Consider the following 25,983-nt stretch of genomic DNA (forward strand, 5'->3'; position numbering starts at 1 on the left):
ACAGTATTCTCTGTGATTTCCATCTGAATATAGGTGGAATCATTTATGGCTACATCTTCAAATAGCAGTTGTGAATTTTCATCGAAAGAGCCGAACAAATCATCTGGCTCTGCTTGAACTAAATCTGAAGTTTCACCAAAACTGATATCTAAAGAAGCTTCTATAACCGATATTTCATTCACAGTATTCTCTGTGATTTCCATCTGAATATAGGTGGAATCATTTATGGCTACATCTTCAAATAGCAGTTGTGAATTTTCATCGAAAGAGCCGAATGAATCAAGTTCCAAATCAACACCAGATATTTCTGGGGGCTGATGAGCAAAATCTAAAGCTTCTGGTTGTTGCGGCCTGAGAATTTCTTCCCCTGGATGCTGCGCGAACAAAGGCGTTTCTGGCGTGGAGGTATCACTGATTACCGGGTAAATGGTTGGGTGACTTGGTGCTAACTCATCAAATAAATCATCTCCAGAATCTGATGAGAATATCAAATCTAGCTGTTCTTCCTGCTGGAAATTGATATCCAATTCTTCCAAGCTAAAACTGGCTATAGGAGAAGGTATAGGCTGCTGAATGTCGGCAAAAATATCATCAGTAGTAGCAAACAAACTCTCCTCTAACGCTCTTTCTACATTCTGCTCAATTAAGGAATCCAATCCGTCTTGTTCCCCTGTACTTTCCTGATTCCAAAAGCTGCTCAGATCATTTTCTGATTGAGAAAACTCAGGTGATCTGGACGGAGATGTATCAAATAAATCATCTATTTCTGGTTCACTTGTAGGTAGTAGTGTCAGTTCTTCCATTTCAGCAAAAGGATTGTCCGAAGACAAGCCTATTTGCTGGGGTAATTCTATGTAGTCACTAGGAGTAATTTCTTCTACCCAGTTTGCATTTCTAGTTTCGGAGAATAAGTTATCAAAACTGTTTGGTTGGTTAATCGATAGTTCAACACTGGCGAACACCTCAGTTTCTGGTTGAGTCACTTCGCCTGTAAGCAATATTTCTGCATCATCATCTAGATCCAGTGTCAATAAATCTTCAAATACATCGTTTTTGTTGACACTAGCAAGCAGGTTTGTCTCACTAGAAATATCAATAAATTCTTGTAAATCTACGGAAGAAGAATCTAAATTTATATCAACTATGTTAGTATCACTCAACTCTAGAGCCGTAGCAGATATTTGTTGATTTTGCGATTCTGAATTCTCTTTTTCTATGAAATTGTCGCCAAATAACAGAGATAAATCTTCTGTCGTGGCTGTAGTTACTCCTGGATCAAAGGAGAGGAAATCGGATAAATCGCTATGAGCATCCTCAGCATCAGTGCTGCTGAAATCAATTCCAAAATCATCGGTAGCAACAATATCTAAGGTTTCTTCTTGATGCCAGCTTTCATCTAGTTCGGGAGTCTCACCTTCAAATAAATCGGCAAGGGTATTTAACTCAGCTATTCCTACCTCTGGGCCATTGGGGTCAAGATTATTACTGATTGGATGTGCTTCGTCATGTGTGGTGAAAGCAAAACTAGTGTGAGTTGCAGCGTTGAGTGGTGTCCCTTGTGGAAGATAGGGGCGAACGTTAGTATTCTCGTCTAGATTAAGTTCTTCAGTTGTCTGGGCTAGGTTTAACTGTTCGGTGTTACCAGATAAAATTGGCTCTAACGTAGTTGATGATTCGGTAAAAGCCGCAGACTGTTCATCAAACAAATCAGGAGTAACTTCTAACAATTCAATTTCTGCCAAGCTCAAAAGTGATTCTAGTTGCTGACTAATTGCAATTTCGGCTTCTCTACCTTGCAGGACTAATTCTTGAGCTTGCTTGATTTCGGTAATGACAATTTTAGCTAAAGTCAGATAACTATTTTCAGGATTGCCGATCGCACTGGCTGCTGCTTGACACAAACCACACCACTTGGATAAATTCCAAGTTTCACCAAGTTTGACTAACTGGTAACAGCATTGTTGAAGGTTTTGCCGAGTTGAGGGTGTTGTGGTTTGCTTAAACAGTTGCAACATTTCCCGCAGTGTTTGCAGCACCTGGGCTTGAAACTCACCCCAATTATTATGTTCTTTTGCGGTGACTGGCGATCGCACAGTGTTAGCGTCTTGTACCTGCTGAGGTGCTACTGAGACAGATATTCGTGGAGATCCCTGATGGGTGTCTTCTGCCAAATTGGGAATATCTCGCCGCAGGAAAAGTTCTGTAAGTGTGGAGACATTCTCTACAGAGGTTGTGGGTAGTTCTGTTGCATCAGAATTACTAGATACTTCACTTTTTCCTTGTTGTACAAGTAGTTCTAGATGATCATACAGCCATTGAAAGACCGGCTCCGTCTCTGACATCAAAGTATTAGCTGCATCTTCAGAAAGACCATAAGTCCCGCTCAAATGCTCTAACAGCGATTTTAGGGTATCAGATACACCAAGAAATAAAGACTCTAACTTTTGGTCAATCTGAACCGGATTATCTTTAAGAATTTTAAAACAATCTTCCAGACGGTGGGAAGTATGCTGAATGCTAGTCAATCCAAGCATCGCCGCTCCTCCTTTGATGGAGTGAGCCGCCCGGAAGACTTCACTGATCATTTCCGGGTCGTTCAAGGTACCTTCTAGATTCAGTAACCCCTGCTCAATGGTATTCAGGTGATCCCTGGCTTCTTCGATAAAGTAACCCAAAATCCGCTGTTGTTGTTCCGGCAGCATAGCAAAAGTTATGAGTTATGAGTTGTTAGTTATGAGTTATGAGTTGTGAGTTATGAGTTATGAGTTATGAGTTGTAATTTTTATTTCTAACTTCTGTACAGACGCGATTAATCGCGTCTGTACTCGTAACTCCTAACTTTATTCCAAGTTGTGAGTTGTGATTTTTAGTTCTAACTCCTCACTCCTAACTCCTAACTTTTTTACCTGGTTTCCATAGTTTCCACTCGGAAACGTTCAACGGAGGCGATCAAGTCACGGGATACACCTACTAAGTGTTGTAAGGCACCTGAAACTCGCTGTGCTTCCTGGGAAGTTTCTTGTGCAGTCAGTTCTACTGATTGCATTACGTGAGCGACGGCGCGGGAGGTTTCGGTTTGTTCCACAGTGTCGCTAGTAATAGAGCGCACAAGAATATCGATGCGATTCGCCACTTGAATAATATTTTCGAGCGATCGCTTGGCTTCTTCTGCCAATTTTGTCCCTTTAATTACTTGTTGTGTGCCTTCTTCCATCGCGGTCATTACAGAGCCTGTTTCGCTTTGGATTTGCATCACGATTTGTTCAATTTCCTTGAGGGATTTAGCAGATTTATCTGCTAACTGGCGCACTTCGTCTGCGACGATCGCAAACCCGCGTCCAGCTTCTCCCGCTCTTGCCGCCTCAATACTAGCATTGAGTGCTAATAAGTTGGTTCTGGAAGCAATCTGAGAAATCAACGCCACAATTTTAGAAATTTCTTGAGAAGATTCCGCCAGCCGCTTCACTTTGCGAGTGGTTTCGGCAACGGTTTCTCGAATTTCTAAAATACCTGCCACAGTATTTTCTACTGCTTCGCCACCTTTAAGAGCGATCGTACTAGCATCACGAGCAACGGTTTCTGCTTCCCGCGCTGCTTCTGCTACCCGTTGAATCGAGTCAGTCATTACCTGTACAGAATTCAGCGTCACTGCTAACTCTTCTGCTTGGCGCAAAGCATCACTAGATAAGGCTCTAGCAAAGGTTTCAGAGTTGGTTGCACCTTTTGTTACATCCTTCGCTGCTACTTTTACTTGTTGTACAATATCGCGCAGGTTTTGAATTGTCAGGTTAAAAGCGTCGGCTACGGCTCCCAATACGTCGGCTGTCACCTCAGCTTGGACTGTTAAATCGCCTCTAGCGGCTCCTTCCACGTCGTCTAAAAGGCGAATCACCTGGCGTTGTAGGTTTTCCTTAGCCTCCTCTTGTTCATCAGCTTTCCGCTGGGCTTCACTTGTTGTTGTGAAAATGACCCGCGCCATTTCATTAAAGCCAGTGGCTAAATGTCCCAATTCATCTTCGGAAAACACGGTGGCTTGAGCATTCAAATTTCCTTGGCGTACAGCTTCAAACTGAGCTTGCAGATCGTTGGTTGTGCGCCGAATTTGTTTGAGGGCAAAATTTCCCATGAAGCCTGCGGTGGCAAAACCCGCAATCCCAGCTGCTAGAGACATTGCCCAACCTGTGTTTCGTACTGATTCTCGTTGGGGGGCTGGCGAAAATGTGGTGGCGACAAAGCTAACTGTGGCTACCACTAGCGCCGAGACAATGCCGACACTTCCAGCAATTAACCATTGTTTCCGTTCTATGGAGGCATTCTCTAATGGTGCTAACCAGCCTTGCTCGACGCTAACGTTGGGTTCTAGTTTCGAGACATCTGTTTGGCTAAATATTGGAACTCCTTCATGGGAACCAGTCATCGAGAATAGTTCTTCTTCGCGATCGGCTGCATTGGTTCGAGAAGTATCCGTGCTTGGAGAGCGTCCACTACCACTAGTTTCTGCTGGAGCAGAATACATTGCTGCATCACCGAAGTTAGAATCTTCTTCGATCAGGTCAAACCCTGGAATGTTTCCTAAATCGTCAAATTCCTCAAAATCATCTAGAAAATCGATATTGCTCTTAGAATTTTCTCCATTCAGTATATTGCTTGAGTCTTCATAAGAGCTTGACCCCTCTGAGCCAAAAGCAGACTCAAATGCTTCCATATCAAAGTTTTCATCATCAAAGCTATTTTTGCCGATGCTTGTACCTGATTTAAACTTCTTTTCTTCCAAAGGTATGGTGTTATTAAAAGATGAAGAATTATCAGATAAATCCGACTGAAACTCTTCTTCGGCTCCTAAATCGGTTGACTTCAACCAATCATGTGCTTCGGTTTCAGGCAAATCATCTTTACTATTGTTATTTGTAGTTGGCGAACTATTTCTAAGTTCTTCTTGAACAACAATAAGTAACGTTTCATCTCCAACATTAGATTTTTTATATTCTAAATTCCCAACCTTAAGCTCTGGAGACTTTGGCTCACTTAACAAATCAGGGAAATTATTTTCACCATTACTAGTTTGTGAATTAAAAGATGAAGAGTTATTATTGTCAATACCTGAATTTTCGCGTTCAGAATTTATTTCATTCTCTGAAAAATGACTATTTACTAATGATTTTTCAGGACTATTTTCTGACATATCTTCCTGCCAAAAAGCAGGCAATTCTAATTCTGTTTTTTCTTCATAATTACTGCCATTTAACTCTTGTTCCTCTGATTTTTCATCCAAAGCAAAAGGATCATCACCAAAAGCTGTAGAAAAATCTGATCCTTTTCCTGTGCCAATACTATCTTCTGTGGGGATGTCAAATGGACTATTGGAAGATAGTTCTTCAACCCCATTCACAGTTTCTTGATGCTCTCCAAAAAAGTTCAAATCAAGATTTTTGCTGTCAAATTCCTCACTAGCGCCTAAATGTTCTAATTCTGGTTCGCTATATGCCAGTGGGTCAGATATCTCTGAGGAATTTATTTGCTCTTGATTTCCTGATGTATCAATCTGCCCACCGAATGACTGTAAATATTGATTGATATTCTCAATTCCATTATTGGCAAAACCAATAATTTCTTGCTCGTTAGTTAAGCTTAATACCTGTTGATATTCTTCTTTTGCAACATCGTACTGCTGCAAGACATAGTAGATATGACCTCTTAACAAATGTGTGTTGGGGTCATTTGGTAAATTTTGCACCACTTGATCGACTAAAGTGGCGGCAACCTCATAATTCCTTTGAACATAGGCGGTCATCGCCTGTTGATATGTTGTTGGCTCGTAATTATCAATACTTGCTGCCATTTCCTCCTCCAATTTCATCCTGCCCACCTAGCACTCCGTACAATTGCCATTTGATCGAGCAGTCTTAGACACTGGTTATTTTTAGTACCTAGTAACCACTCTCCACGTAAAAAGGGAGCCATAGTATCTGGAACACTAGTTGGTGGCATGAGATTCTGGGCATCCAACCAATCCATACCACCGATTTTCTCGACTGCTAAACCCACTATTGTGTCTTGCTCTTCGATGGCAATCACCGAAATTTCCGCTCTATCTGTGTTTAATGCACTTGCTTCCCCCAGAAATTGACCCAAATCAGCCACCCAAATAACTCGACCTCGTAAATTTAGAGTACCCAAAAGTAAAGGAGAAGCATTAGGAATTGGGGTGATTCTATCAGGACTTAGTTCAATTACCTCTCGAATGCCAGTTGCTTGTAGTGCAAACTCCTGATGCGAGGGAATGTAAAACCTCAAATGTAACTCACCTTCAGGACTTTCTACTTGTAATTCTGGTCGGAAGTGGTCTTGACCGCTACCACTTAAAAAGTCCGGTTTGCTGACCATATTGTTTTTATCCTTATCCTCGCAGCAGTTGTTTGACTGTTCCTACCAACTCGGTTGGTTGAAACGGTTTGGCTATGTAGGCATCTGCACCCTGCTTCATGCCCCAGTAGCGATCGAATTCTTCGCCTTTGGAAGAACACATGACCACGGGGACATTTTGGGTTTTGGGATCGGATTTTAACCGCCGACAAACTTCGTAGCCATTCATTCGGGGCATGACAATATCTAACACCACTAAATCGGGAGGTGCTATTTGAATTGCCTCCAATGCTTCTAATCCGTCACTGGCATGGGTAACTGTTAGGCCAGTTGCTTTCAGGAGGTCTGTAATCATCTCCCTTTGCGCGATACTGTCTTCCACAATCAGAACTGTACTCATAAATGTCTATTTACCTCCTGATGTAGACGTTCCTATTTGGAACATTCCCTGATTCCTCCGCAAGTATTAACTGTATAAATTAATTGTATGTTCTCGCTATTTTCCTGGAGATTGACGTTTCACGAAGTTGGCTGACTCTGTGATAACATCTTTTAACTCATCTTTTACTAGATCAACAAATATTAGGAGTGCTGAGTGAGGAGTTAGAAGTTAAGAATTGGGGTTATTAAAAGATTCTTCCCAATGCCCAATGCCCAATGCCCAACTTTCATTGGTTGTTGATATATTTCTCTACAAGCATGAGTAATTCAGTGTCTGTAAATGGTTTTGTTAAGTAATCTGTAGCCCCGACCATCCTAGCTTTGACTCGATCAATAAATCCATCCTTACCAGTGAGCATGATAATCGGTGTGAGTCGAAATGCTGTGGAATGTCGCAGCATGGCGCAAACTTCGTAACCTTCCAATTCCGACATTGCGATATCGCACAAAATTAAATCCGGTTTGAGTTGAAAAACCAGACTTAGCGCCTCTAAGGGATTGGTGAGAACGATCGCTTCATAACCTTGTGATTGTAAGATTGAATTTATAGTCTCACCGATGGCGATCGCATCGTCAATACATACTATCCGCCCCCTGTGTTTTCCCTTCAATTCCCCGCTATCGCTGTGGGTATCTGATTTAACCGTAACTGAATATATTAGTTGTAGCCAACTCTGTTGTACATAAGGATATATTGCCTTAGCAACAGTCAAAATGTCTCGGTTGAGATAACGAGCCAGTTGACGCAAGGATGTTTTACCATCAGCCCAATGTTGTAATTTCTCCACAGTTGCTTCTGGTAGCGAGGATTGTAGCTGAACTTTGTCAGATAGCACTGGCAATTGTTCGGGAGACTGAATGTGTGGATAGAGTTCTTTCCACTCTTGCACCTGCTTCGTAATTTTTGTAACAAATGGAGCAATCTCGAAAGTATTTAATTGTGGAGCAAGGGGCGCACCCTGATGAAAAATAAAGTTACCTTTATGTAAACTCAGCAGGTCAAACAGAGTTTCATGCACCAAGCCGTGAATGATACTACCAGCTATCTTAGGGTTGATAATATTCCGCTCCAAAAGTGCCCACAGATAGGCATACTCTGGCGCATCAGTTGGTGGTATGGAGGCAATTTGTTTGTCGGTGAGTCGCGTGTCGACTCGATAATGACGTAAAGAATCGTTAATTCTGGATAAACTACTCTCACCTTCTTGGCAATAAATAATTTGACCATTCAGGAAAAAGACGAACCAAGACTGTTGTTTGGGGTGATAAATATTTGTTTTCTCTCCACTCAGCTTGTTGTGATGGTGAGAGCTACTGGCTCTCACCCAAAGTTGCCCAGTTCGCTGTCCTAACTCAATCAATTGCAGAATACTGCAAATATCAATTTCATTTAAATTTCCCTGCATTTACCTAAAAAGTACTCCTCGTAATGCCGTTAATATTATTTTTGAATTGTGTCCTGCAATTTTTCCATTTATCTAGCAGGTAGTTTAAGTATTGATTATGGTATATTGGCAAGATTTTTACCCTTTTCCTTGTTGCCATTAAGGAATATATTCAGCTATAAAGCTTAATCTTTCGTAATACACTTTGACAAAGCTAGTGTTAACACGGAAGTCATCATCACTGTCATCAGTACAAAATATAAAGGCGCGACTAGCTCGCTTTTATAAGTATCAAGACGTAACATATCGCGTCTATAGTTTTGTCTGTCTTGTTTTCCTAAACTTGGGTTCAATGAGACAAGTTAACAGAATTATTTGAGGTATATCCCAAAAAATGAACTTTAAGTGCATCAATAAAGGACTAACGGTGTGCTGTATTTAGCAGAAGTACAAAAACAGAAAGGTGGTTTACTTAGTGGCAGTGGCAAAACTGAACTGAAACTGCTAGCTTGTCAGCGAACTGACCAGAATTGGAGTACTGTGTCAGAAGAAGTGATTGCTGCTGAGGACGCAAGCAAATTAAATGATGGCGCTTTGGTATTGGTTGAACTCAATCCAAATCGTCAAGTGCAGCGAATTCAAGAAGCAGGGCGGCCACTAGTCAATATTTTGCAGAATTTTTCCCGCCAATTGGAGAAATTTAAGCTCAAAGAAGATGAAATCGATCAGTGGAAACAGTCGTTAACATTTCAGGCGCAAGAGTTGAATCGCCGTGAAATGGATATGGAAGTCCGCTCAGAAGAGTTGCAAAATATGGAAGAGGAGTTGCAACAACTGGAGCAGCAAAAACAAGTTGTTGACACATCTCGCCAGGAAATTGAACGGTTACAAACAGAAGTTGAACGCAACCGCCTAGAATTGGAAGGCGCTTGGGAACATTTGCGGGGTGAGCAGCGCCGTCTAGAGGAACATCAAGCAGATTTTAAACAGGGAACGGTTTTGGATGAGGAGCAAAGTCGGGTAATGAGTGAGTTACTCGATCGCTTATCTAGTCGCGTAGCTCCCACAGAAACAGTCAGAGAACACCTGCATAAGGCTTTTGAATTGGTCGAAAAGCAGCAAGCAACTCTTACCCCACACTGGCAAAAACTAGAAGAACAAAAAACTGCGATCGCACAACAGCAAGCAGAAGTGGAGCGGTTGTCACAAACATTTAGCGAGCGCCAAAATGCATTGCAAGAAGCACAAAATATTCTAGTTCAGCAAACAGCCCAATTGCAGATAAATACAGCAGACTTCACCAGCAAGCAAGAGTATGCTCAGATAATCAAAGATCAGTTACGAAACGCGGAAGAGTTATATCAACAAATTCACACTTTAGCTGCAATGTCTGGTGATGTAGTTCTCGGCCAGCAAGCTAATGTGGAAGTTTTGGATAAAATGCCTTTAGAAGAACTACAAAAGATAGTCCAAGACTTGCAGCATAAGCTGCACATAGATGCTAGCTTTGTTCACGATCAAGAGCAAGAACTGACATATAAACAAGAAGCTATAGAAGAACTGCAAAATAAATTAAGCCAAGCATCTGACAATGACCACATCAATTTTGAACTGGAATTAACGGATGAAAAAGACCTCTATCAGATGCTAAACTCCAGTTTGGTGGGACAACGCCGCAATATGTTACAGCATCAGAAGTTTCTCAAGCAACACCAAGCTGTACTGCTACGGCGACAAGGACATCCTGTTGCTGAGGAAGAAGAGGGTAATAAAGTTAATTTAGAACCGGTTCTGTTACAAATTGAAACCCAGCGACAACAATATTCGCAGGAAATCCAAAAGCTGGAACGTGAAATCGATCAAATCCATTCTGGTATTGAGCTAAATCAGGGAATGATTGACAATCAAACCCACGATTTGGATGAAAAGCGCCAAGAACTGAAAGCGATCGAAGAAAATTTGTTGTCCCTGCGAAGAACAACTGCTGAATACTGTGGTCGAGTGAATCTTTATCAAGAAGCACTCCAACCAATTCAGGATTCTCTCGATGGCTTACGGCAAAAGCTGCAAGGAATTAGAGAATCTTTGGAGCAATTCCAGGAAACTGGTGATTATCAAGTCCAAGCGATCGCGCAGTTGCGCCAAACTCTCCAAAGTTTAATGCCTCAGCCAGAATTGTTAGCGTCTTAACAAGTTCTGGGGATTAAATAATTCGTAATGACGCTCCTGCGTCGCTACTGCTACGCTAAGTAATTCGTAATTCGTAATCACACTTCTACGCGCACCGTCATTACGAATTAGTAATTTTGTACAGTGCGTAAGTACTAGGAAAGACCTGCTGTACTCCAACTAAATTTGACCATTTAGCTTTAGTGAGTGGCGACTTTATACCAATTGCTTAATGCTTCCTGACAATCTGCATGGTTTTCTGCATATTATCTTAAGAATCTAAAACTAATAATGTGCATTGTCCCTGATAATAAAAAGACTTTAAGTAACTATTTCAAACAGATCCAGTCACCTTCTACTTGAGCGATCGCACCACCAGGAAATGGATCGGTTTGCGATCGATTTGGCGCTATAATTAAACTCGTTAATTTCTCAATGTGTTCAAAACTGGGGGCATCAGCCAGTATTTGCTGCAATACCTGACGCATCACCCGACGTTGCAGTGCCAACGGTGCTTTCTGCAATACCCGCCGATTTAACCGTAAGGGAAGAAGAGCAAGGGAATCTTCTTCATCCCCAATACCCAATGCCTTTTGGCGCAACTGCTGGGCTGCTTTTTCGAGATATTCCACTTCTGCTTGGAGAAGTTCTGCTGTTTGGGCTAAGGCTGATTCTACTTGGGGATTGAAATTTTCTCGCAAATATGGTAATAGTTCTTGGCGAATACGGTTGCGGGCATATTGCAAATCTTGATTGGTGGAATCTTCCCAAATTGGCAATTTAAACTCTTGACAAAATTGCTCTGTTTGTGTGCGAGTGACTTCTAAAAGTGGCCGCACTAGCATAATGTCTGTAGTTAGGGGGCGTTGCCAAGTCAGGGCTTGTAAGCCATCAGCACCAGTACCGCGAATTAAATTGTAGAGGAGAGTTTCGGCGCGATCGCTGGCGGTGTGTCCTGTAACTATATACTGATAATTGTTTGCTTTGGCGATCGCACTTAAAGCTTGATAACGCCAATTGCGTGCAGCAGCTTCACTATTTATAGATTCCTTCGCTGTTTCTAAATAAAAGGATATATCCCAAGTTTTAGCTAAATTTTCGACGTGATGAGCATTAGCTTGGGAGTCAGAACGCCAGCAATGATCGCAGTGGGCAATACCTAAATTCCATCCCCATTTTGATTGTAAATCTAAAAGTAATTTTATTAAACACAAAGAATCTTGTCCGCCGGAGACAGCGATTAATAGACGCTGGTTGCGCTCAAATAAGTGGCGCGATCGGATGGTGCGATGTATTTTTGCATGTAGAGGAGTCCATACCATTTTGATTTTTTACCGCCGAGGGACACAGATAATTGTCTCTTATATCACGTGTATCAATAGTTACGATTTTGGTATTAATTATCACCTTCTTTGAGTTGCTGTCGCAGGTCGTCGAGGGGAGAGCTTTCTTGATTGATATCTAAGCGATTATTTTCTTGTTTTTCTTCAATTTCAGCTTCATCAGGGCAAAATTCTAGGCGGAGTCTAATTTTGCCTGTCCGCCATTGTTTACCAGGGATTAAAACATAACATTCAAAACCTTCGTCAAATATTTTTGAACCTGACGATGTATAGTGTTTTGACCAAAATCTTTTTACTTCCTTTAAAAGCTGAAAGACTATTTGAGTGCGGGGTAAATTTTCAAACGTTTCTTGGTGAAAATGCACAACATCTTTTTCAGGATTTAGAGGTTCCCACTCATTATTCATAAATCTTGCTCCTGTAACTAAATTTATAGTTCCCAAGAGAGAGAAATTAATTGCAACTATTCATAGTTTTTGAATTTGACTTGCAGCTATAACTTGTTTAACAGTTAGTTCTAGTTCGGGGAAAGTAGTAGAGAGAATGCGGTCATTACCAGTAAACTTTTGGACTTGGTATTGACCCTCAACCAATTGGTAAACAAAAACCGTGGGGAGTTTGGGATTACCGAGATAAGCGCGACTAGCGATTGCTAGATAATCCACAATCCAATATTCAGGGATACCTAGCCTCTGATACTCATCTAATTTATCAACGTAATCATCATCCCAGTTTGTTGAAGTAACTTCTACAGCAAGTTGAATTGGCTCAATCAGCGCCCCGTAAGCTAGAACATTGCTGTTCCATTGTGATGCACTAACTACACTCACATCTGGATTTCTACCTCGTTCTTCCCCAATATCAGTAAAAGTTTTTACGATTACATCTTTGTCAGCAATATAGTCAAGTTCCAAGCGTCTAATTTCATCATTGAAGCCAAGCATTAAAAACCTTGCCACATTCTTATGCGCTCTAGTTGCCTCTACTTGTATAATCTCTCCATTTAACAGTTCATAAATGCCAGAGCCATCAGCGTATTGTTCTAAAAACTCTTCAAAAGTTAGTTTTTTAACTGGAGTCTGAACCATATTGTTCACCTGCTCAAAAAGGTTTATAATTATTTGTAATTGATAATTAAATTATCAATTACAAATAATTTTATTTTTCTATTTGTTTAAGCTTTTCAAAAATCTCATCAAGTGGTGATTCCGATTCATCAGGACAAAATTCTAAAGCAAGTCTAACTTTTCCTTTTTTCCATCCTTGAGTACTAAATTGCAAAACTTCACAATTTAATCCTTGGGTATACAAATTTACTTCATCTGTTTCCTCTGCTCCAATATATTCTTTAATTGCAGTAATCAAATCACGGACTTTAAAAGTTTTAGCAATATTTAATTTATTAAAGGTGTCTGGTTCTATAGACACAACTTCATCGTGATTTAGTCTCTCAAATCCATCTTCCATAAAAATGTCCTATCACTAAATCTATACTTTCCAGTGATATAACAGTTCATCCGAAATAATTCCCAAGAGATAATAGTAAATTTCAATCTGCTCCTTTCTCTCTCTCCTTTGCTGGCTAAGGTGTACACACAAGTCTTTAAGAAACCTCACCCTGGTTTTACTACGTAAAACCTATTCCTCTCCGATACTTTGAAGAGGGATGTCCTTTCTTGACAGGGTGAGGTTTTTCTTTTGTTTTGGGTAATTGGATGACTTGTGTGTAGACTGTAGCCGTTGCTGGAGAGGGCTAGGGGTGAGGTTATTAAAAGAACCAGCCGTAAGAATGCAAACCTTTACCTAAAAGATTCACACCAAGATAGCAAACCCAAACAACAACAAAGCCAGTAGCAGCTAAAATGGCAGGACGAAGACCTTGCCAACCGCGAGTGATTCGGGCGTGGAGGTAGGCGGCGAACACTAACCAGGTGATTAATGCCCAAGTTTCTTTGGGATCCCAACTCCAGTAAGAACCCCAAGCTTCGTTAGCCCAAACGCCACCAGCAATAATGCCAATTGTCAATAAGGGAAATCCAAGCCCGATGATGCGATAGCTGATGTTGTCGAGGGTTTCGGCAAGGTTAAGGCGCTGAGGTGAAAGAGGTTCAGCAGATGCTACGGTTTGAGGTTCAGAAGTAGTTACTAAATTCAAAACGGCAGTGTTAGCATTACCGTTGCCATTGCTACTACTTTCAAAACGAGCAAAGCCGTTATTTTCGGCAGAAGGGGCTAGTGGTTGAGAAATTAGTTCAGATGCTTTGTGCAAGCGGTAGCCATTGCTGCGATAGCCACCAGTACCGACAGAACTACCTTGTAGTTGGATGTTTTGACCGCGAGTGACAATCAGAAAAGCGATCGCTAATAATGCACCCACCATCAAAGCAGAATAACTCAACATCATGACGCTAACATGCATCATCAGCCAATTTGACTTCAATGCAGGTACTAGGGGTTCTGATGCTTGCATCTGGGATGGTAATGTCATCGTCGCAAAAGCAGCGATCAACATTGCCACCGGTGATGTAACAACTCCTACTAAGCGGCTACGGCTACTACTTTCAGCAATTAGATGGACGGTGGTAATTCCCCAAGTTAAGAAAAATAGGGATTCATAGAGATTACTTAGGGGAAAGTAACCAGCTTCTATCCATCTTGCCCCTAATAGAGTTGCCATACACAAATTAGCGATCGCCATCCCCGCTGTCCCCAAAGCGGCTAGATAAGGCAGATTCGGGAAAGCCGCTCCTCCCCAATACACCAGCATTGTTAGGAATAATATGGCAAAAGACGCATTGTCTAGCCAGTTCTGGAGTACAACCAGGTTCATAAAGTGTTCTCTCCGTGAATCATTTAAAATATGGATTCTGACTATTCTGATCCTATATGTTTACGGGGTTATGAAACCGGGGAATTGGGAATTGGGAATTGGGGAAAGACTTACTGTAACTTCTCCTCTGCCCCCTGCTCCCTGCTCCCCTATCTAGCAGAATTGCTTTTATTGCTTTCTGGACTAGGTAAGGGAGTCGTGTTACTAACTTTTTTGAGTGCTATAAAAATATCGTAAAGATTACTACGACTGTCGCTGACGGCGGATGTCATCCCAATTAAGCGCGTTGCATCAAGCAAAGTTTGTTGATTGGAAATTAGAGTTGGTAAAGGGAAATTTTTCACAGTTCGTTCTACATCCAGGAAAAATTGACCATTTGTCGGATTTGGTTCTGTAGGAACTGTTTGTTGAAAGGGGATCGTGCTAGCTAGTGTGTTGTTGGGTTTGGGAACAATTTTATCAGTGATGGGAGCGCCCACTACTAAAAAGGCAACATCTCCATCTAACCAGCCGTGGGTGGCGGTTAATGTACCATAAGGTGAAACCCAATTAACAACGGGTTGTCCTGCAACTTTCGCAGGTTGAACTTCGAACTGGTATTGATTTCTCATCACATCATCTAGCTGTTTTATGGATGCTTCGGCTGAATTGCGATCGCTGCCTTGTACCATAAACACTAAACCCGAACGAAAATTGTCTGGTGAACCTTGTTTTGGACTACTAGGAATCACTGATAAGGAAAACTCGCCTTTCATCCAACTGAGTAAATCCTTATCTAAATCAAGAGTGGTAAGAGATTTTATTCCACCCCTAATTTGTTCTGGTGCGATCGGCGAGAGGGGGTTTCCTTGAGATGTTAAAACGTAATCTCCCCACAACCTCTGTAAGTTTCCCCCTGAAAGCATCATTAAGGTTTCTGCTGGTACGCGGCTTTGCATTTGCCCAGCTTTGTTTTCTACCGCCAGCACCCGTTGACTATTAGGGTTTAACCAAGAAACGCCCTTGAAGCGGATTCCTTCTGCCTCTAAAGTCATTGTCCCCGCTAAACCTTGGTTATTTTGCAGTTGAGCCAAAACTTGAGCAGGTAAAGGGCGATTTGGAGAAGCCGCGGCTATTTTGGCTGCTGTTGGCACATTGATATAAAACTGGCTAAAGGGTTGATCGCTGGCAATTTTTGGGAAATTATCAGCAAAGCCCCCTGTTGTGGCTAGGGATGTTTGATTTTTGTAGGCATCGATCGCTCGTTCTGTGGCTTTGGGACTATCAGTTATGACTAAAAAACGCCCATCTAGTAATGCTGCTGAGAAGTTTTCCCCTGGTTGTCCCTCACTTTGTTTAATAGCGATCCCTTGATAAATACGGTCAATCCATTTGCCTTGTTTAAGGGTTTTGGGTTGTGCCAAAATGTTTTTGGCGATTTCTGGGTTTTTTACTGGTAATACCATTACCATCGACTGTTGATCGCTGGCAGCATCTTCATTAGTGGTAACAACTGGTTTTGGTACAGTTTTATTTGCTGTTGCTGGGGCAAGAATTGCGATTGTAACGTCATTGCCTACCCAAGGAGCGATATCTTTCTGGAAGTCGTAACCATTATTAGTGAGAAAGCGATCGCGCAATTCTACTAAATTTTTGTCCAGTTCTGCTTGGGTTTCTTTTGTCCCAAACTGCCGCAATTTCTGCCACTGCTGGGGATCTGTTGTCAGAGAAACCGCAAAAAGCGCATCACCAGGAATAATATTTGCACCTACTAGCAAATCACCGGAAGATATTTGTCTGTGGCCTAACAACCAGTATGCTAGAGTCCCCGCACCAATCAATAGCCCAGCAGCCGAGAGCGTCAGCACCAGAGACGGTTTCTTTTTTTTCTTCATCGGAACAGACACAAGAGGCGGTGCCATTGAAACCTATACCTTATACTTGCAAACTCATTACTTGCTTGATTAGTCAAGTACATCAACTGGTTTAACCATTGTTTAGGGCAGCTAATTGGATTAAATTTTTCTACCTTAGATGCTGATGCTACTTAGATAATCAACTTTCCCTAGTCTTTCAAAAGCTGTGTTTTTGACTCAGTTACCATTTTTAACACGCTTTGTTGAATTTAGTAGGACGTTTCGCTAAGATTAATTCCTTAGTCGGAAAATTTTCGCAAGTAAATCTGTGATTCCAAGCAATTTGAGAATATAACTAACTGGGAAAAGCTGCAAGTCAATTTTAGCTATTTGGCTTTGCTCGGTAGCAATTGTCTACGCGATCGCATCACCTTACGAGTACAATATTTTTTGGGACAATGTGGCAAGCAAAGCTATGCCATGACACTTGTTGCCTAACTATACTTGCAACTCAAATCCAGGTAATATATCTTCTCCAGAAACAATCGCCGGCATTTGTACAATCTCTACAGCTTGCAAAAGTCGGTAAATTTCTACTTGGCGATCTTGAGGATTAATCAGCCAACCCAAGCACAGACCATTTTTAATGTATTCCTGCATTTTTTCTTGAATTGGTGCCAGCCGATCTGTCTCTGAATGCAGTTCAATCACAAAGTCGGGTACAAGTGGCGGAAATTTTTTTCGTTGTTCTGGCGTTAAAGCTTCCCACCGCTCCAATTTTACCCAAGCAGCATCAGGAGAACGTTTTGCACCATTAGGAAGTATAAAGATAGTTGAAGAACTAAAAACTTTCCCTAATTTAGCTTGACGATTCCAATTATTTAAGTCTGTAATTAAATCTGCTTCTTGATTTCCGCTTTCTCCTCCTACTGGTGGCATAATTATTAATTCTCCGGCTGCATTCATTTCCAGGCTTAAATCCCGATTGGCAATACACAATTGATAAAATTGCTCATCGGTTAAATGAGCAATCGGTTCTAGATTTAGCACAACAGTATTCATTAAATCTTTCCTTGTGCCTTTATTGCTCACATCAGTAGGAAATTCTTGCTTGCTGGAAGATTATCGATGCCAGTCGTTCTGTCTCCGATCGCGATCGCTACAATATTTAATCTTCCTTTGATAACCTCATTGTATTGCTCAATAGCGATCGCAGAATTTTACTGATTTTGGGAATTTAATTGCATCACTCCCAAATATTTAGTTAAATAAGGCGAAAAAACTTCATAAATTAAGGTTAATGGCTGTCCATGATGCCAAAACAAGTAATGACGACCCCAAAAAGGCCCAGTTACTCCAAAACCAGACTCTAGCGCCGATGAGTCACCATAGTAAATCCCTCGAACATCCCGGTACAACTCTGTGCGGAGACGAGCTAAACTTGCCCAAATTGGTAATGAACGATTTTGCAAATACTCATCTACATGACTGGCTTCCCACCACGAAGTAGCATAAGCTAATCGTTGATCAGAAGCAGTCCGCAGCCACACTTGTCGCCGTAGTCGCGGCCCTGGAACAGCTTGGATTAAATCAGGTGCAGCATCCAAGTCCATGCCAATCAATGACATATCAATGACATCTACTTCTACAGACTCGCCTGTAAGCAATTCTAAGTGACGTGTTGGAGAGCCATCACCCAAAAGCATTAGCTGCCAAGCAGGTGCTAGCTGAGTATGAGGTAAACTTTTTTGAATTACTTCCTCCCCTCCTTGCCAAATCGGAGTGAGGCGATGCCAAGCTGCTGGCTGTTTTAAGTTATTTATCGGCGTAAAAGTAATACTCAATGCTTTTTACAAAACTTCACGTATCTCTATAAAAGCATAAAAAACTATAGAGTCATTTGTCATTTGTCACTAGTCATTTGTTCTCTTACAAATTTCTGATGCCTGGGCAAGCCCCAAAGCGTTTAATCTCGCAAGAGATTTTGCGCTTTGACCAATGACCAATGACCCTCTAGATTTAAGGGTCAACAGTCTCAGGTCTATTGACCCTTGACTATTGACCCTTGACAAACAAAAATATGCGGATGGCGAGACTCGAACTCGCAAGGCAAAGCCACACGCACCTCAAGCGTGCGCGTATACCAATTCCGCCACATCCGCACGGGTTGTCTAAAGATAGACTATAGCATAAGAAAATAATTATAGTAAGGTGATATCTAAAGTTATATTTCTCAAAAATATAAATTTCTTCAAGGCGGTATCAGACTGACAGAAATTTAGCATCTGCACAAGTGATATTAAAAAGGGTAGAGCGACTGTGGGAGATGCGGTGCGATCGCGTACCCGCCATGAGCCGGTGGCGATCGCAGATCGCAAAAGCCCAGTTTGGTAAGCTAGCCAAGACTTACAGCAGCAATGTTGTTAGTGTAGTAAAACCTGTAAAGGCAGCAAGCCTACAATATGCGAGTTTGCTTAGAATCAGGGTGGCGAATCTCCTGTGATAATTTTAAATAATGCGGAAGCGTCGTTTCAAGTTGGATCGGGGAAAATGTCAATCTACTGGTAATGATATCGAAACTAAAAAATGAAGTTTGACAAAATATTAATTGCCAATCGGGGAGAAATCGCCCTTCGCATTCTCCGCGCCTGTGAAGAAATGGGAATTGCCACAGTCGCGGTTCACTCCACCGTTGACCGGAATGCTCTCCACGTTCAACTTGCTGATGAAGCGGTTTGCATTGGCGAACCAGCTAGCAGTAAAAGTTATCTGAATATTCCCAATATTATTGCTGCCGCCCTGACGCGCAATGCCACTGCCATTCATCCAGGCTATGGTTTTCTGGCAGAAAATGCCCGGTTTGCAGAAATCTGTGCTGACCATCATATTGCTTTTATCGGCCCAACTCCAGAAGCTATCAAGCTGATGGGTGACAAATCCACTGCCAAAGAAACCATGCAAAAAGCTGGAGTCCCTACAGTACCAGGTAGTGAGGGGTTAGTAGAATCTGAGGAAGAAGGATTAAGATTCGCCAAAAATATCGGCTATCCAGTGATGATCAAAGCCACAGCTGGCGGCGGCGGACGGGGTATGCGCCTAGTTCGTTCTGAAGATGAATTTGTCAAACTTTTCCTAGCAGCCCAAGGGGAAGCAGGAGCAGCTTTTGGAAATTCTGGCGTTTACATCGAAAAATTTATTGAACGTCCTCGCCACATCGAATTTCAAATTTTGGCGGATAACTACGGTAATGTTATCCACTTAGGCGAACGCGATTGCTCAATTCAGCGCCGGAACCAAAAGCTACTAGAAGAAGCTCCAAGTCCGGCTCTCGACCAAGACCTGCGTGAGAAAATGGGACAAGCTGCTGTCAAAGCTGCCCAATTCATTAGTTACAGTGGGGCGGGTACTATTGAGTTTCTCTTGGATAGATCGGGTAAATTCTACTTTATGGAAATGAACACCCGGATTCAAGTAGAACATCCTGTAACAGAGATGATTACTGGGATAGATTTGGTTGCCGAACAAATTCGGATTGCTCAAGGAGAAAGACTTAAACTTACCCAAGAGGAAGTAGTTTTGCGGGGTCATTCCATTGAATGCCGGATCAACGCTGAAGACCCAGATCATGACTTTCGCCCCTCTCCAGGACGGATTAGTGGCTATCTGCCGCCTGGAGGCCCTGGTGTTCGGATTGATTCTCACGTTTACACAGATTACCAAATCCCGCCTTATTACGATTCCTTGATTGGCAAGTTAATTGTTTGGGCCCCAGACCGACCCACTGCTATTAACCGTATGAAACGCGCACTCCGGGAATGTGCCATTACTGGACTACCCACTACCATCGGGTTTCATCAAAAAATTATGGAAACTCCACAGTTTTTGCAGGGTAATGTCTATACAAATTTTGTGCAAGAGATGAACGGATAGGGGACTGGGGACTGGGGACTGGGGACTGGGGAAGAGTTTTCCCAATTCCCAATTCCCAATTCCCTAATTCACACGAGATGCCATAGTCAGCAATCCCTGCTGACCTAGTAATATTTCTCGTAGTAGGCTGAAGATACCAACCCAAATAATCGGTGTAATGTCCACTCCACCAATAGGTTGTACCAGTTTTCGTAATGGTACTAAAAATGGTTCGGTAGGCCAAGCTATTAAATTAAAGGGCAAACGATTCAAATTCACTTGCGGATACCAAGTGAGAATGATCCGAAATATAAATAGAAATGTTATCACCCCTAACACAGGGCCAAGAATCCAAGCAGTCAGGTCAACACCAGTCATCGGTTTAAGGTATTATCTGTAAAGAAAGAAAGACTTAGGCAACGGCAAGCTGCGCTTCGTGTAGACGTAGCCCATCGTTGACATTGCCACAAAATTTGAAGCTTTGTAAAGCACTCTTAGGGACTTCCAAATAAAAAAATGTCCCAAAACTGACCCAAAAACCCTCTATATTTATCCTTTCTCTGTGTTCTCTGTGTCTCTGTGGTTCGTTTATTTGAATAATTTATTTCTTGGAAGTCCCTGATCATTATTTTAACCAAATGCTGCTACTTCCTTCTTGAATAGAAAAGTAAACTCCCTCACAGCAGTTACTAAGTTTGGCAGTTTCAAGTTAGAGGCTTCTCAAGAAAGTAATACAGTAGTGAACTACTCCACCCTAGCAGAGCTAGAGAGTGGGGCTTCCAACTTCACAGAGGAATGCCGCATCTTAGACTTACGTCCGCGAATTGGTCTTATTTCCTCATACTATTTGTAGTAATAGCAATCCATAAGTATTCCAGAAAGCTGAGGAATTTTTATACATCTTTCTTCTGTATCAAGAGCGGAGATAATTGGTCAAAGATGCAATCGTCGCTATCTGGCTATCTATCCCCACCTTGTAATGAAGGATGGGGAATTTCGCCGAATAAGTTAAAATTGATGATCGAATGTGTAAAAAAAAGGTTGGAAAGTATGACACCTTCTTTAGCAAATTTTCTTTGGAGTCTGCTATGGGGTACTGCAATTGTTGTAATACCCGTTACAGTCGGTCTAATTTTCATTAGCCAAAAAGATAAAATTCAGCGTTCATAATGCTTATGAGAGTTAATTTAACTTTCATAATCGATTGTCTGTCAGCTATCTACATTTATTTTACCAAAAGCGGTAAAAACTGCGACTGGTGGGAGTTGTAGATAACAGACATAGGTGTTTTTACTTTTCGGTGAACGGCTTCAGAGCTTCTTTGCCAGGGGCTTTGAAGCTTCAATATTTATCGTGACTAATTACAGTAGTGATTTTAATTGTGACTCGCTAACATAGATTTGATATTGGGAAAACAGCAATGATAAATTTTGGGCTGAACTCAGCCAGTTTTCTGGCTCAGGTAAATTTTGGGGCAAATTCAGCCAGTATTCTAGGAATTTTCCTGGCTGTGGCTGGGGCAGCACTGTATTTTCTCCGCACTGTGCGTCCAGAATTGTCACGGGATCAAGATATCTTTTTTGCAGCAGTCGGTTTGCTCTGCGGCTTTATTCTCGTGTTTCAAGGATGGCGGCTAGACCCGATTCTACAATTTGGTCAACTGCTTTTAGTTGGCACAACTGTGTTTTTTGCAGTTGAAAGTATTCGCCTGCGGAGTATAGCTACCCAGCAAGCAAAGCGTAACACTCCGATTGTTGACGATGAGCGAGAGGTAAGCAGAAACTATGAGTACAAGAATCGCAAAAACTATCAAGCTGAAATAGAAGACTTAGATCCATTGCCTTATGAAGACGAGGAAGAACGCCCCGTGCGTCCCCGGATTCAGGGTAGCAGAGATAGAATTTCAACTCGTGATGACTATGAGGAGGAGCAAACCCCCCGTCGTCCTGAACGCCGTAACAGCAGAAGTAGTGAAAGACAGGCTCCAGCAGATAGAACGCGGGGGCGGACTTCTGGCCGTCCTGTGAATCGCCCTTCTGAAAACTCTGAAGATGAAAATTGGGGTTCTTCATCTAGGCAAGTTGATGATTGGGAAAGTTCGGGAGGGGAAGTTAGAAAACCTTCTCGCCGTAATAATAACGGTTCTCAACGTCCAGAAAGCCGGGAAGATGATGCTGCTCCCAGACCAAGAAGGCGTCGTCCACCCACTGATTCGGCTTCTCGAAGACCGCGTGAAGATGATGATGCAATCCCAACTGATTATGTACCATACAACCCGATTGAAAAGCCAAATCAGGGGACAGATAATTCGACCGATTTTGATGACGATGTTTAAAACAGTTGGCGTTGAAGTACGTTTAAAGGCGACGGAAAACAGTTGAGGTGGAAAAATTTACGCTTACATTTTGGCTCCAAAGACCAATTCATTGGAGCCTGGTTTTTGGGTTAACAGGTTTGCTTACATCTTGTGGTTCTAACGATATTTCCATAGGGCCTACTTCCCTCAACAGTCGTTACACTGAGGAGCAACCTGCTTTGAGTGGAAATGGGCGCTTTTTAGCGTTTGTATCTAATCGGAATGGTAATCAGCAGCTACTGGTTTTCGATTTGGAGAGGCAACAGTTTATTGGTACACCGGGTATAAACCGAGCAGAGACAATTGCTGAAAGTCCTAGCTTGAGCTATACCGGGCGTTATATTGCTTATCTTACTAGCGACCAAGGTAGAGCAGTAGTGGCGCTTTACGATCGCGCTACGCAACAGTCGCAAATCGTCACACCAACCTATCGCGGCTGGATCAGAAAACCAAATATCAGTCCAGATGGACGTTATATTGTCTTTGAAACCGCTAGCCGAGGTCAGTGGGATATTGAAGTGCTAGATCGGGGGCCAAATATTGAGTTAGATATTCCTAATGGTGCAACCGTAGGTTCACCACCGTAGGAGTTAGGAGTTAGGAGTTAGGAGTTAGGAGTTATGAGACTATTAACTAATGACTAATGACTAAATTATATGAAACGTATTTTTTTTATACCTGTATTTTTCTGCTTAAGTTTATTAACTGGGTGTTTTGGCTACCCTCGCCTTTTGAGTTATCCCTTTGATCCGGGGGGTCGGAGTCTCAATAGTTTGGCATCAGAATTAAACCCCCAAATTTCTGGGAGATACATTGTTTTTATTACTGACCGACGCGGTAGCCAAGATGTTTATATGTTTGATACGGTGACTCGTGATTTGGTTGATTTGCCAGGTTTAAATTCCTTTGATGCGATCGCAAATCATCCTAGTGTTTCACAAGATGGTCGTTATATTGTATTTGCCGCTAGCCGCCAGGGACGATCGGCTATTTTTCTTTATGACCGAGAAACACGCCAATCACGAAATTTGACTAATAACCTCCAAGCCGAAGTCCGCAACCCTACAATTAGTGCTGATGGTAGTAGGATTGCTTTTGAGTCCAGTAACAACGGGCAATGGGATATTTTAGTATATGACCGGAATGGACAGCCGTTGAATATACCTCAAGAGCCGCGTTGAAGAATGGGGAATGGGGAATGGGGAATGGGGACTGGGGACTGGGGAATGGGGACTGGGAAAGAATTCTTTTAATCCCTAATCCCTAATCCCTTCTACTTGTTGCACAGATTCAATGAGCGATCGCACTTGTTCTGTCCCTTCTGAAGGTTCAAATGATAAGGGGAATTTACCCCGGATAATCATCCGCAAACCGAGGGGTGCAAGACTGAGTAATCCTTTTAAATCTTGAAAATAATTACCGACTACTTGTAAACCAAATTGACGTTCGTCAATCCAACCACCTTCTTTAACTAAATCTATCAATACTTTCCGGTGACGAATTGAGCGACTATCGCTAGCTTCTTTGTGGGTGAGAATTTCTTGTTTAACTTTGGTGATTTGTTCTAATGGTGCAACTTCCATTGGACAAACTGAATCGCAGTACAAACAACGAGTGCAACCCCATACGCCTTTAGTACCTTCGTTGTAGCTTTCTAAACGATTTTCGGTATCGCTATCGCGGGAATCCGCTACCATCCGATAAGCTTTGGCAAGGGCATGGGGGCCAACAAAGTCTGGATTAACTTCACGGGCGTTGCATTCAGAGTAACAAGCACCGCACATAATACAGTTACCAGTTTGATCGAGGCGCGATCGCTCTTGTGGTGTTTGCAAAAACTCTCTTTCTGGTACTTGTCGGGCTGCCGTACTTACATAAGGAGCAACTGCCTCTAAATTATTCCAGAAACTGCTCATATCTACAACCAAATCTTTAATCACGGGCATATTGCCAAGAGGTGCGATCGTGATTTCAGGAATGGTATTTATTTTACTTTGGAATGATGGTATTTGTTGTAATCTAGCAAGTTCACTCCCAACATTTTCTTTGCAAGCTAAAGCCGAACGCCCATTGATTCGTATAGCACAGCTACCACAAATCGTATTACGGCAATTTTTGCGGAATGCCAACGTTCCATCTTGCTCCCACTTAATATCATTGAGGCAATCCAGGATTGTATTACCTGGTTCAGCCTCTACAAGATAGGTTTGCACAACAGGCGAGGAATTTTGTTGCTGCCGAATGACCTTAAAAATAACTTCCATGACTACTAACCAAAATTTTAAAATTGCTTCACCAGCCTTAACAATTATGAGTCAAGGCAAGTAGTTGCGAAAAGTGAGCTATACTTTTTTTGCCCTCAATTCAAAGCCTGGTGTTAATAGGCTGACGATTAAAGGCAACTGATTCTAGTTTAAGGATAACTATTAAAATTTTACTTTTAGCAGCGCTGTCGGCAAAATTTGTGTCAAATTCTGAGAGAAAACGCCAAAAATGTAATCGTAGCTTGACATTGAATTTAGCCGTTTGAGAATGTAATGGAAAGGGGCTTTACTTAGAAAGGGACTCAGGTTTATCTTTTAGCTAGCGATCGTATCCAAATTAAATGCATTTCAGGTTAGCAGTACGTCTTCATGTCAAATTGAGTCAAGCAATCCTAGCTTAAAAATTTCGCCTTTGCTACCGCTTGACGGAATTTTTTGATTATATAGAAGTGTAAAAGCAAATGTTCAATATATATTAGTGGCAATTAAGCGCTAGGCGTATGTTAAGAGATTTATTCTTCCCATAGACAGACGTACAAAATCCTCTGGCCGCTTTTGAGCTTACTGTAATAAACTCAGGAAAAATCCTCACCACTTTCAAATAAAAGTCTCGCGCATCGGGGAATCCTGGATAGGCGAGACTTTGAGATTTTTTTCTCCTCTCAATAAAGAAAATCTTGGATTTAACTCATTGGTCAAAACTACTCATATAAATTAGATAAATTTTTATAATGCAATAAAGGGTTAGGAAAATCGTCACGGCTTTTTCTTCCTTAAGTCCAGAAATTTAAATAAAAATTTACCAGCAACTTTAATTCAAATTTAAACAACTATTTTGCTATTATTAGTCCATGCTAGTATTTAATATAAAATTACGAAGTCACAAAAGCAGAATCAATAGCCGTATCAGAGCGGCTACTACTGCTTTGTTGATTCGTAAGGTAGAGACAAGAAAATTCGCGTCTCTACTGGCAGGACAAAAGGGCATAAGCCCGTAGGACTCTATTGAAATACTATGCTGTCCTAAGCTTGAGAGGATGAATAGAGAAAACTCTACCTAATCATTAGCAGAAAGGCAAGCACTGAAA

The 25,983-nt window shown here is 41.8% G+C and carries 22 protein-coding genes and 1 tRNA gene; 7 read left to right on the plus strand and 16 right to left on the minus strand.

Translation table 11 applies throughout. The annotated features are described in order from the left end of the window. The 5 genes from V7K38_RS26495 to V7K38_RS26515 form a co-directional block, all read right to left on the minus strand. The coding region (locus V7K38_RS26495; RefSeq protein WP_334862236.1) for an Hpt domain-containing protein at positions 1 to 2,702 on the minus strand (2,702 nt) is incomplete at its 3' end. Between the two features lie 200 nt (positions 2,703 to 2,902). Further along, positions 2,903 to 5,857 carry a methyl-accepting chemotaxis protein gene (locus V7K38_RS26500; protein ID WP_442940805.1) on the minus strand — a complete coding sequence of 985 codons (2,955 nt, stop codon included), beginning with the start codon at positions 5,855 to 5,857 and terminating at the stop codon, positions 2,903 to 2,905. Continuing rightward, positions 5,854 to 6,384: a chemotaxis protein CheW gene (locus V7K38_RS26505; protein WP_334862238.1), complete on the minus strand. Its 531-nt coding sequence runs from the start codon at positions 6,382 to 6,384 to the stop codon at positions 5,854 to 5,856. Before V7K38_RS26505 ends, V7K38_RS26500 begins: the two co-directional genes overlap by 4 nt. 13 nt (positions 6,385 to 6,397) lie before the next feature. Further along, positions 6,398 to 6,763 carry a response regulator transcription factor gene (locus tag V7K38_RS26510; RefSeq protein WP_069073698.1) on the minus strand — a complete coding sequence of 122 codons (366 nt, stop codon included), beginning with the start codon at positions 6,761 to 6,763 and terminating at the stop codon, positions 6,398 to 6,400. Positions 6,764 to 7,031: 268 nt separating this feature from the next. Beyond that, on the minus strand, positions 7,032 to 8,210 hold the full coding sequence (locus V7K38_RS26515) for a response regulator (protein WP_334862240.1): 1,179 nt from the start codon (positions 8,208 to 8,210) through the stop codon (positions 7,032 to 7,034). 408 nt (positions 8,211 to 8,618) lie between these two features. Here V7K38_RS26515 and hmpF point away from each other — a divergent pair, with 408 nt between their 5' ends. Continuing rightward, the gene (gene hmpF, locus V7K38_RS26520; RefSeq protein WP_334862242.1) at positions 8,619 to 10,379 is read left to right on the plus strand and encodes a pilus motility taxis protein HmpF; all 1,761 of its coding nucleotides are present in this window, start codon (positions 8,619 to 8,621) and stop codon (positions 10,377 to 10,379) included. 308 nt (positions 10,380 to 10,687) lie between these two features. On the opposite strand, the gene tilS is transcribed toward hmpF, so the two are convergent. From tilS to V7K38_RS26565, 9 genes are all read right to left on the minus strand, one after another. Then, entirely contained in the window at positions 10,688 to 11,680 is a 993-nt protein-coding gene (gene tilS / locus V7K38_RS26525) for a tRNA lysidine(34) synthetase TilS (RefSeq protein WP_334862244.1), read from the minus strand. Positions 11,681 to 11,754: 74 nt separating this feature from the next. Continuing rightward, entirely contained in the window at positions 11,755 to 12,108 is a 354-nt protein-coding gene (locus V7K38_RS26530) for a KGK domain-containing protein (RefSeq protein ID WP_334862246.1), read from the minus strand. A 60-nt stretch (positions 12,109 to 12,168) separates the two neighbouring features. Further along, complete coding sequence (locus V7K38_RS26535; protein WP_334862249.1) at positions 12,169 to 12,789, minus strand: Uma2 family endonuclease; 621 nt, start codon at positions 12,787 to 12,789, stop codon at positions 12,169 to 12,171. 70 nt (positions 12,790 to 12,859) lie between these two features. Then, complete coding sequence (locus V7K38_RS26540; protein ID WP_334862251.1) at positions 12,860 to 13,168, minus strand: KGK domain-containing protein; 309 nt, start codon at positions 13,166 to 13,168, stop codon at positions 12,860 to 12,862. A gap of 301 nt (positions 13,169 to 13,469) precedes the next feature. Then, complete coding sequence (gene ccsB / locus V7K38_RS26545; RefSeq protein WP_334862253.1) at positions 13,470 to 14,531, minus strand: c-type cytochrome biogenesis protein CcsB; 1,062 nt, start codon at positions 14,529 to 14,531, stop codon at positions 13,470 to 13,472. A gap of 149 nt (positions 14,532 to 14,680) precedes the next feature. Then, the gene (locus V7K38_RS26550; protein ID WP_334862255.1) at positions 14,681 to 16,432 is read right to left on the minus strand and encodes a DUF3352 domain-containing protein; all 1,752 of its coding nucleotides are present in this window, start codon (positions 16,430 to 16,432) and stop codon (positions 14,681 to 14,683) included. Positions 16,433 to 16,864: 432 nt separating this feature from the next. Next, positions 16,865 to 17,428 carry a Uma2 family endonuclease gene (locus V7K38_RS26555; protein WP_334862257.1) on the minus strand — a complete coding sequence of 188 codons (564 nt, stop codon included), beginning with the start codon at positions 17,426 to 17,428 and terminating at the stop codon, positions 16,865 to 16,867. Between the two features lie 158 nt (positions 17,429 to 17,586). Further along, positions 17,587 to 18,210: a chorismate lyase gene (locus tag V7K38_RS26560; RefSeq protein ID WP_334862259.1), complete on the minus strand. Its 624-nt coding sequence runs from the start codon at positions 18,208 to 18,210 to the stop codon at positions 17,587 to 17,589. 237 nt (positions 18,211 to 18,447) lie between these two features. After that, positions 18,448 to 18,528 (minus strand) — tRNA-Leu (locus V7K38_RS26565). A gap of 131 nt (positions 18,529 to 18,659) precedes the next feature. Between V7K38_RS26565 and V7K38_RS26570 the strand changes: the two genes are divergently transcribed. Both V7K38_RS26570 and accC read left to right on the plus strand, forming a co-directional pair. Next, positions 18,660 to 18,869, plus strand: coding sequence for a hypothetical protein (locus V7K38_RS26570; protein ID WP_334862261.1), 210 nt, complete (start codon positions 18,660 to 18,662; stop codon positions 18,867 to 18,869). An 83-nt stretch (positions 18,870 to 18,952) separates the two neighbouring features. Further along, positions 18,953 to 20,296 (plus strand): acetyl-CoA carboxylase biotin carboxylase subunit, encoded by a 1,344-nt coding sequence (accC, locus tag V7K38_RS26575; protein WP_334862263.1) that lies wholly within the window; start codon positions 18,953 to 18,955, stop codon positions 20,294 to 20,296. A gap of 63 nt (positions 20,297 to 20,359) precedes the next feature. On the opposite strand, the gene V7K38_RS26580 is transcribed toward accC, so the two are convergent. Next, positions 20,360 to 20,653, minus strand: a complete 294-nt coding sequence (locus V7K38_RS26580) for a YggT family protein (RefSeq protein ID WP_334862265.1) — start codon at positions 20,651 to 20,653, stop codon at positions 20,360 to 20,362. A gap of 672 nt (positions 20,654 to 21,325) precedes the next feature. On the opposite strand from V7K38_RS26580, the gene psbX reads away from it, so the two are divergent. The 4 genes from psbX (at position 21,326) to V7K38_RS26600 (ending at position 23,812) form a co-directional block, all read left to right on the plus strand. Then, the gene (gene psbX, locus V7K38_RS26585) at positions 21,326 to 21,445 is read left to right on the plus strand and encodes a photosystem II reaction center X protein (protein ID WP_012412183.1); all 120 of its coding nucleotides are present in this window, start codon (positions 21,326 to 21,328) and stop codon (positions 21,443 to 21,445) included. Positions 21,446 to 21,695: 250 nt separating this feature from the next. Then, positions 21,696 to 22,610 (plus strand): Ycf66 family protein, encoded by a 915-nt coding sequence (locus V7K38_RS26590; protein WP_334862267.1) that lies wholly within the window; start codon positions 21,696 to 21,698, stop codon positions 22,608 to 22,610. 47 nt (positions 22,611 to 22,657) lie between these two features. Next, on the plus strand, positions 22,658 to 23,218 hold the full coding sequence (locus tag V7K38_RS26595) for a TolB family protein (protein ID WP_334862269.1): 561 nt from the start codon (positions 22,658 to 22,660) through the stop codon (positions 23,216 to 23,218). 69 nt (positions 23,219 to 23,287) lie between these two features. Further along, positions 23,288 to 23,812: a TolB family protein gene (locus V7K38_RS26600; RefSeq protein ID WP_094341552.1), complete on the plus strand. Its 525-nt coding sequence runs from the start codon at positions 23,288 to 23,290 to the stop codon at positions 23,810 to 23,812. 75 nt (positions 23,813 to 23,887) lie between these two features. Here V7K38_RS26600 and V7K38_RS26605 read toward each other — a convergent pair whose 3' ends face one another. Then, positions 23,888 to 24,895 (minus strand): succinate dehydrogenase/fumarate reductase iron-sulfur subunit, encoded by a 1,008-nt coding sequence (locus tag V7K38_RS26605; RefSeq protein WP_334862271.1) that lies wholly within the window; start codon positions 24,893 to 24,895, stop codon positions 23,888 to 23,890. Between the last annotated feature and the right edge of the window lie 1,088 nt (positions 24,896 to 25,983).

Source organism: Nostoc sp., assembly GCF_036917465.1.
Taxonomy (GTDB): Bacteria; Cyanobacteriota; Cyanobacteriia; order Cyanobacteriales; family Nostocaceae; genus Nostoc.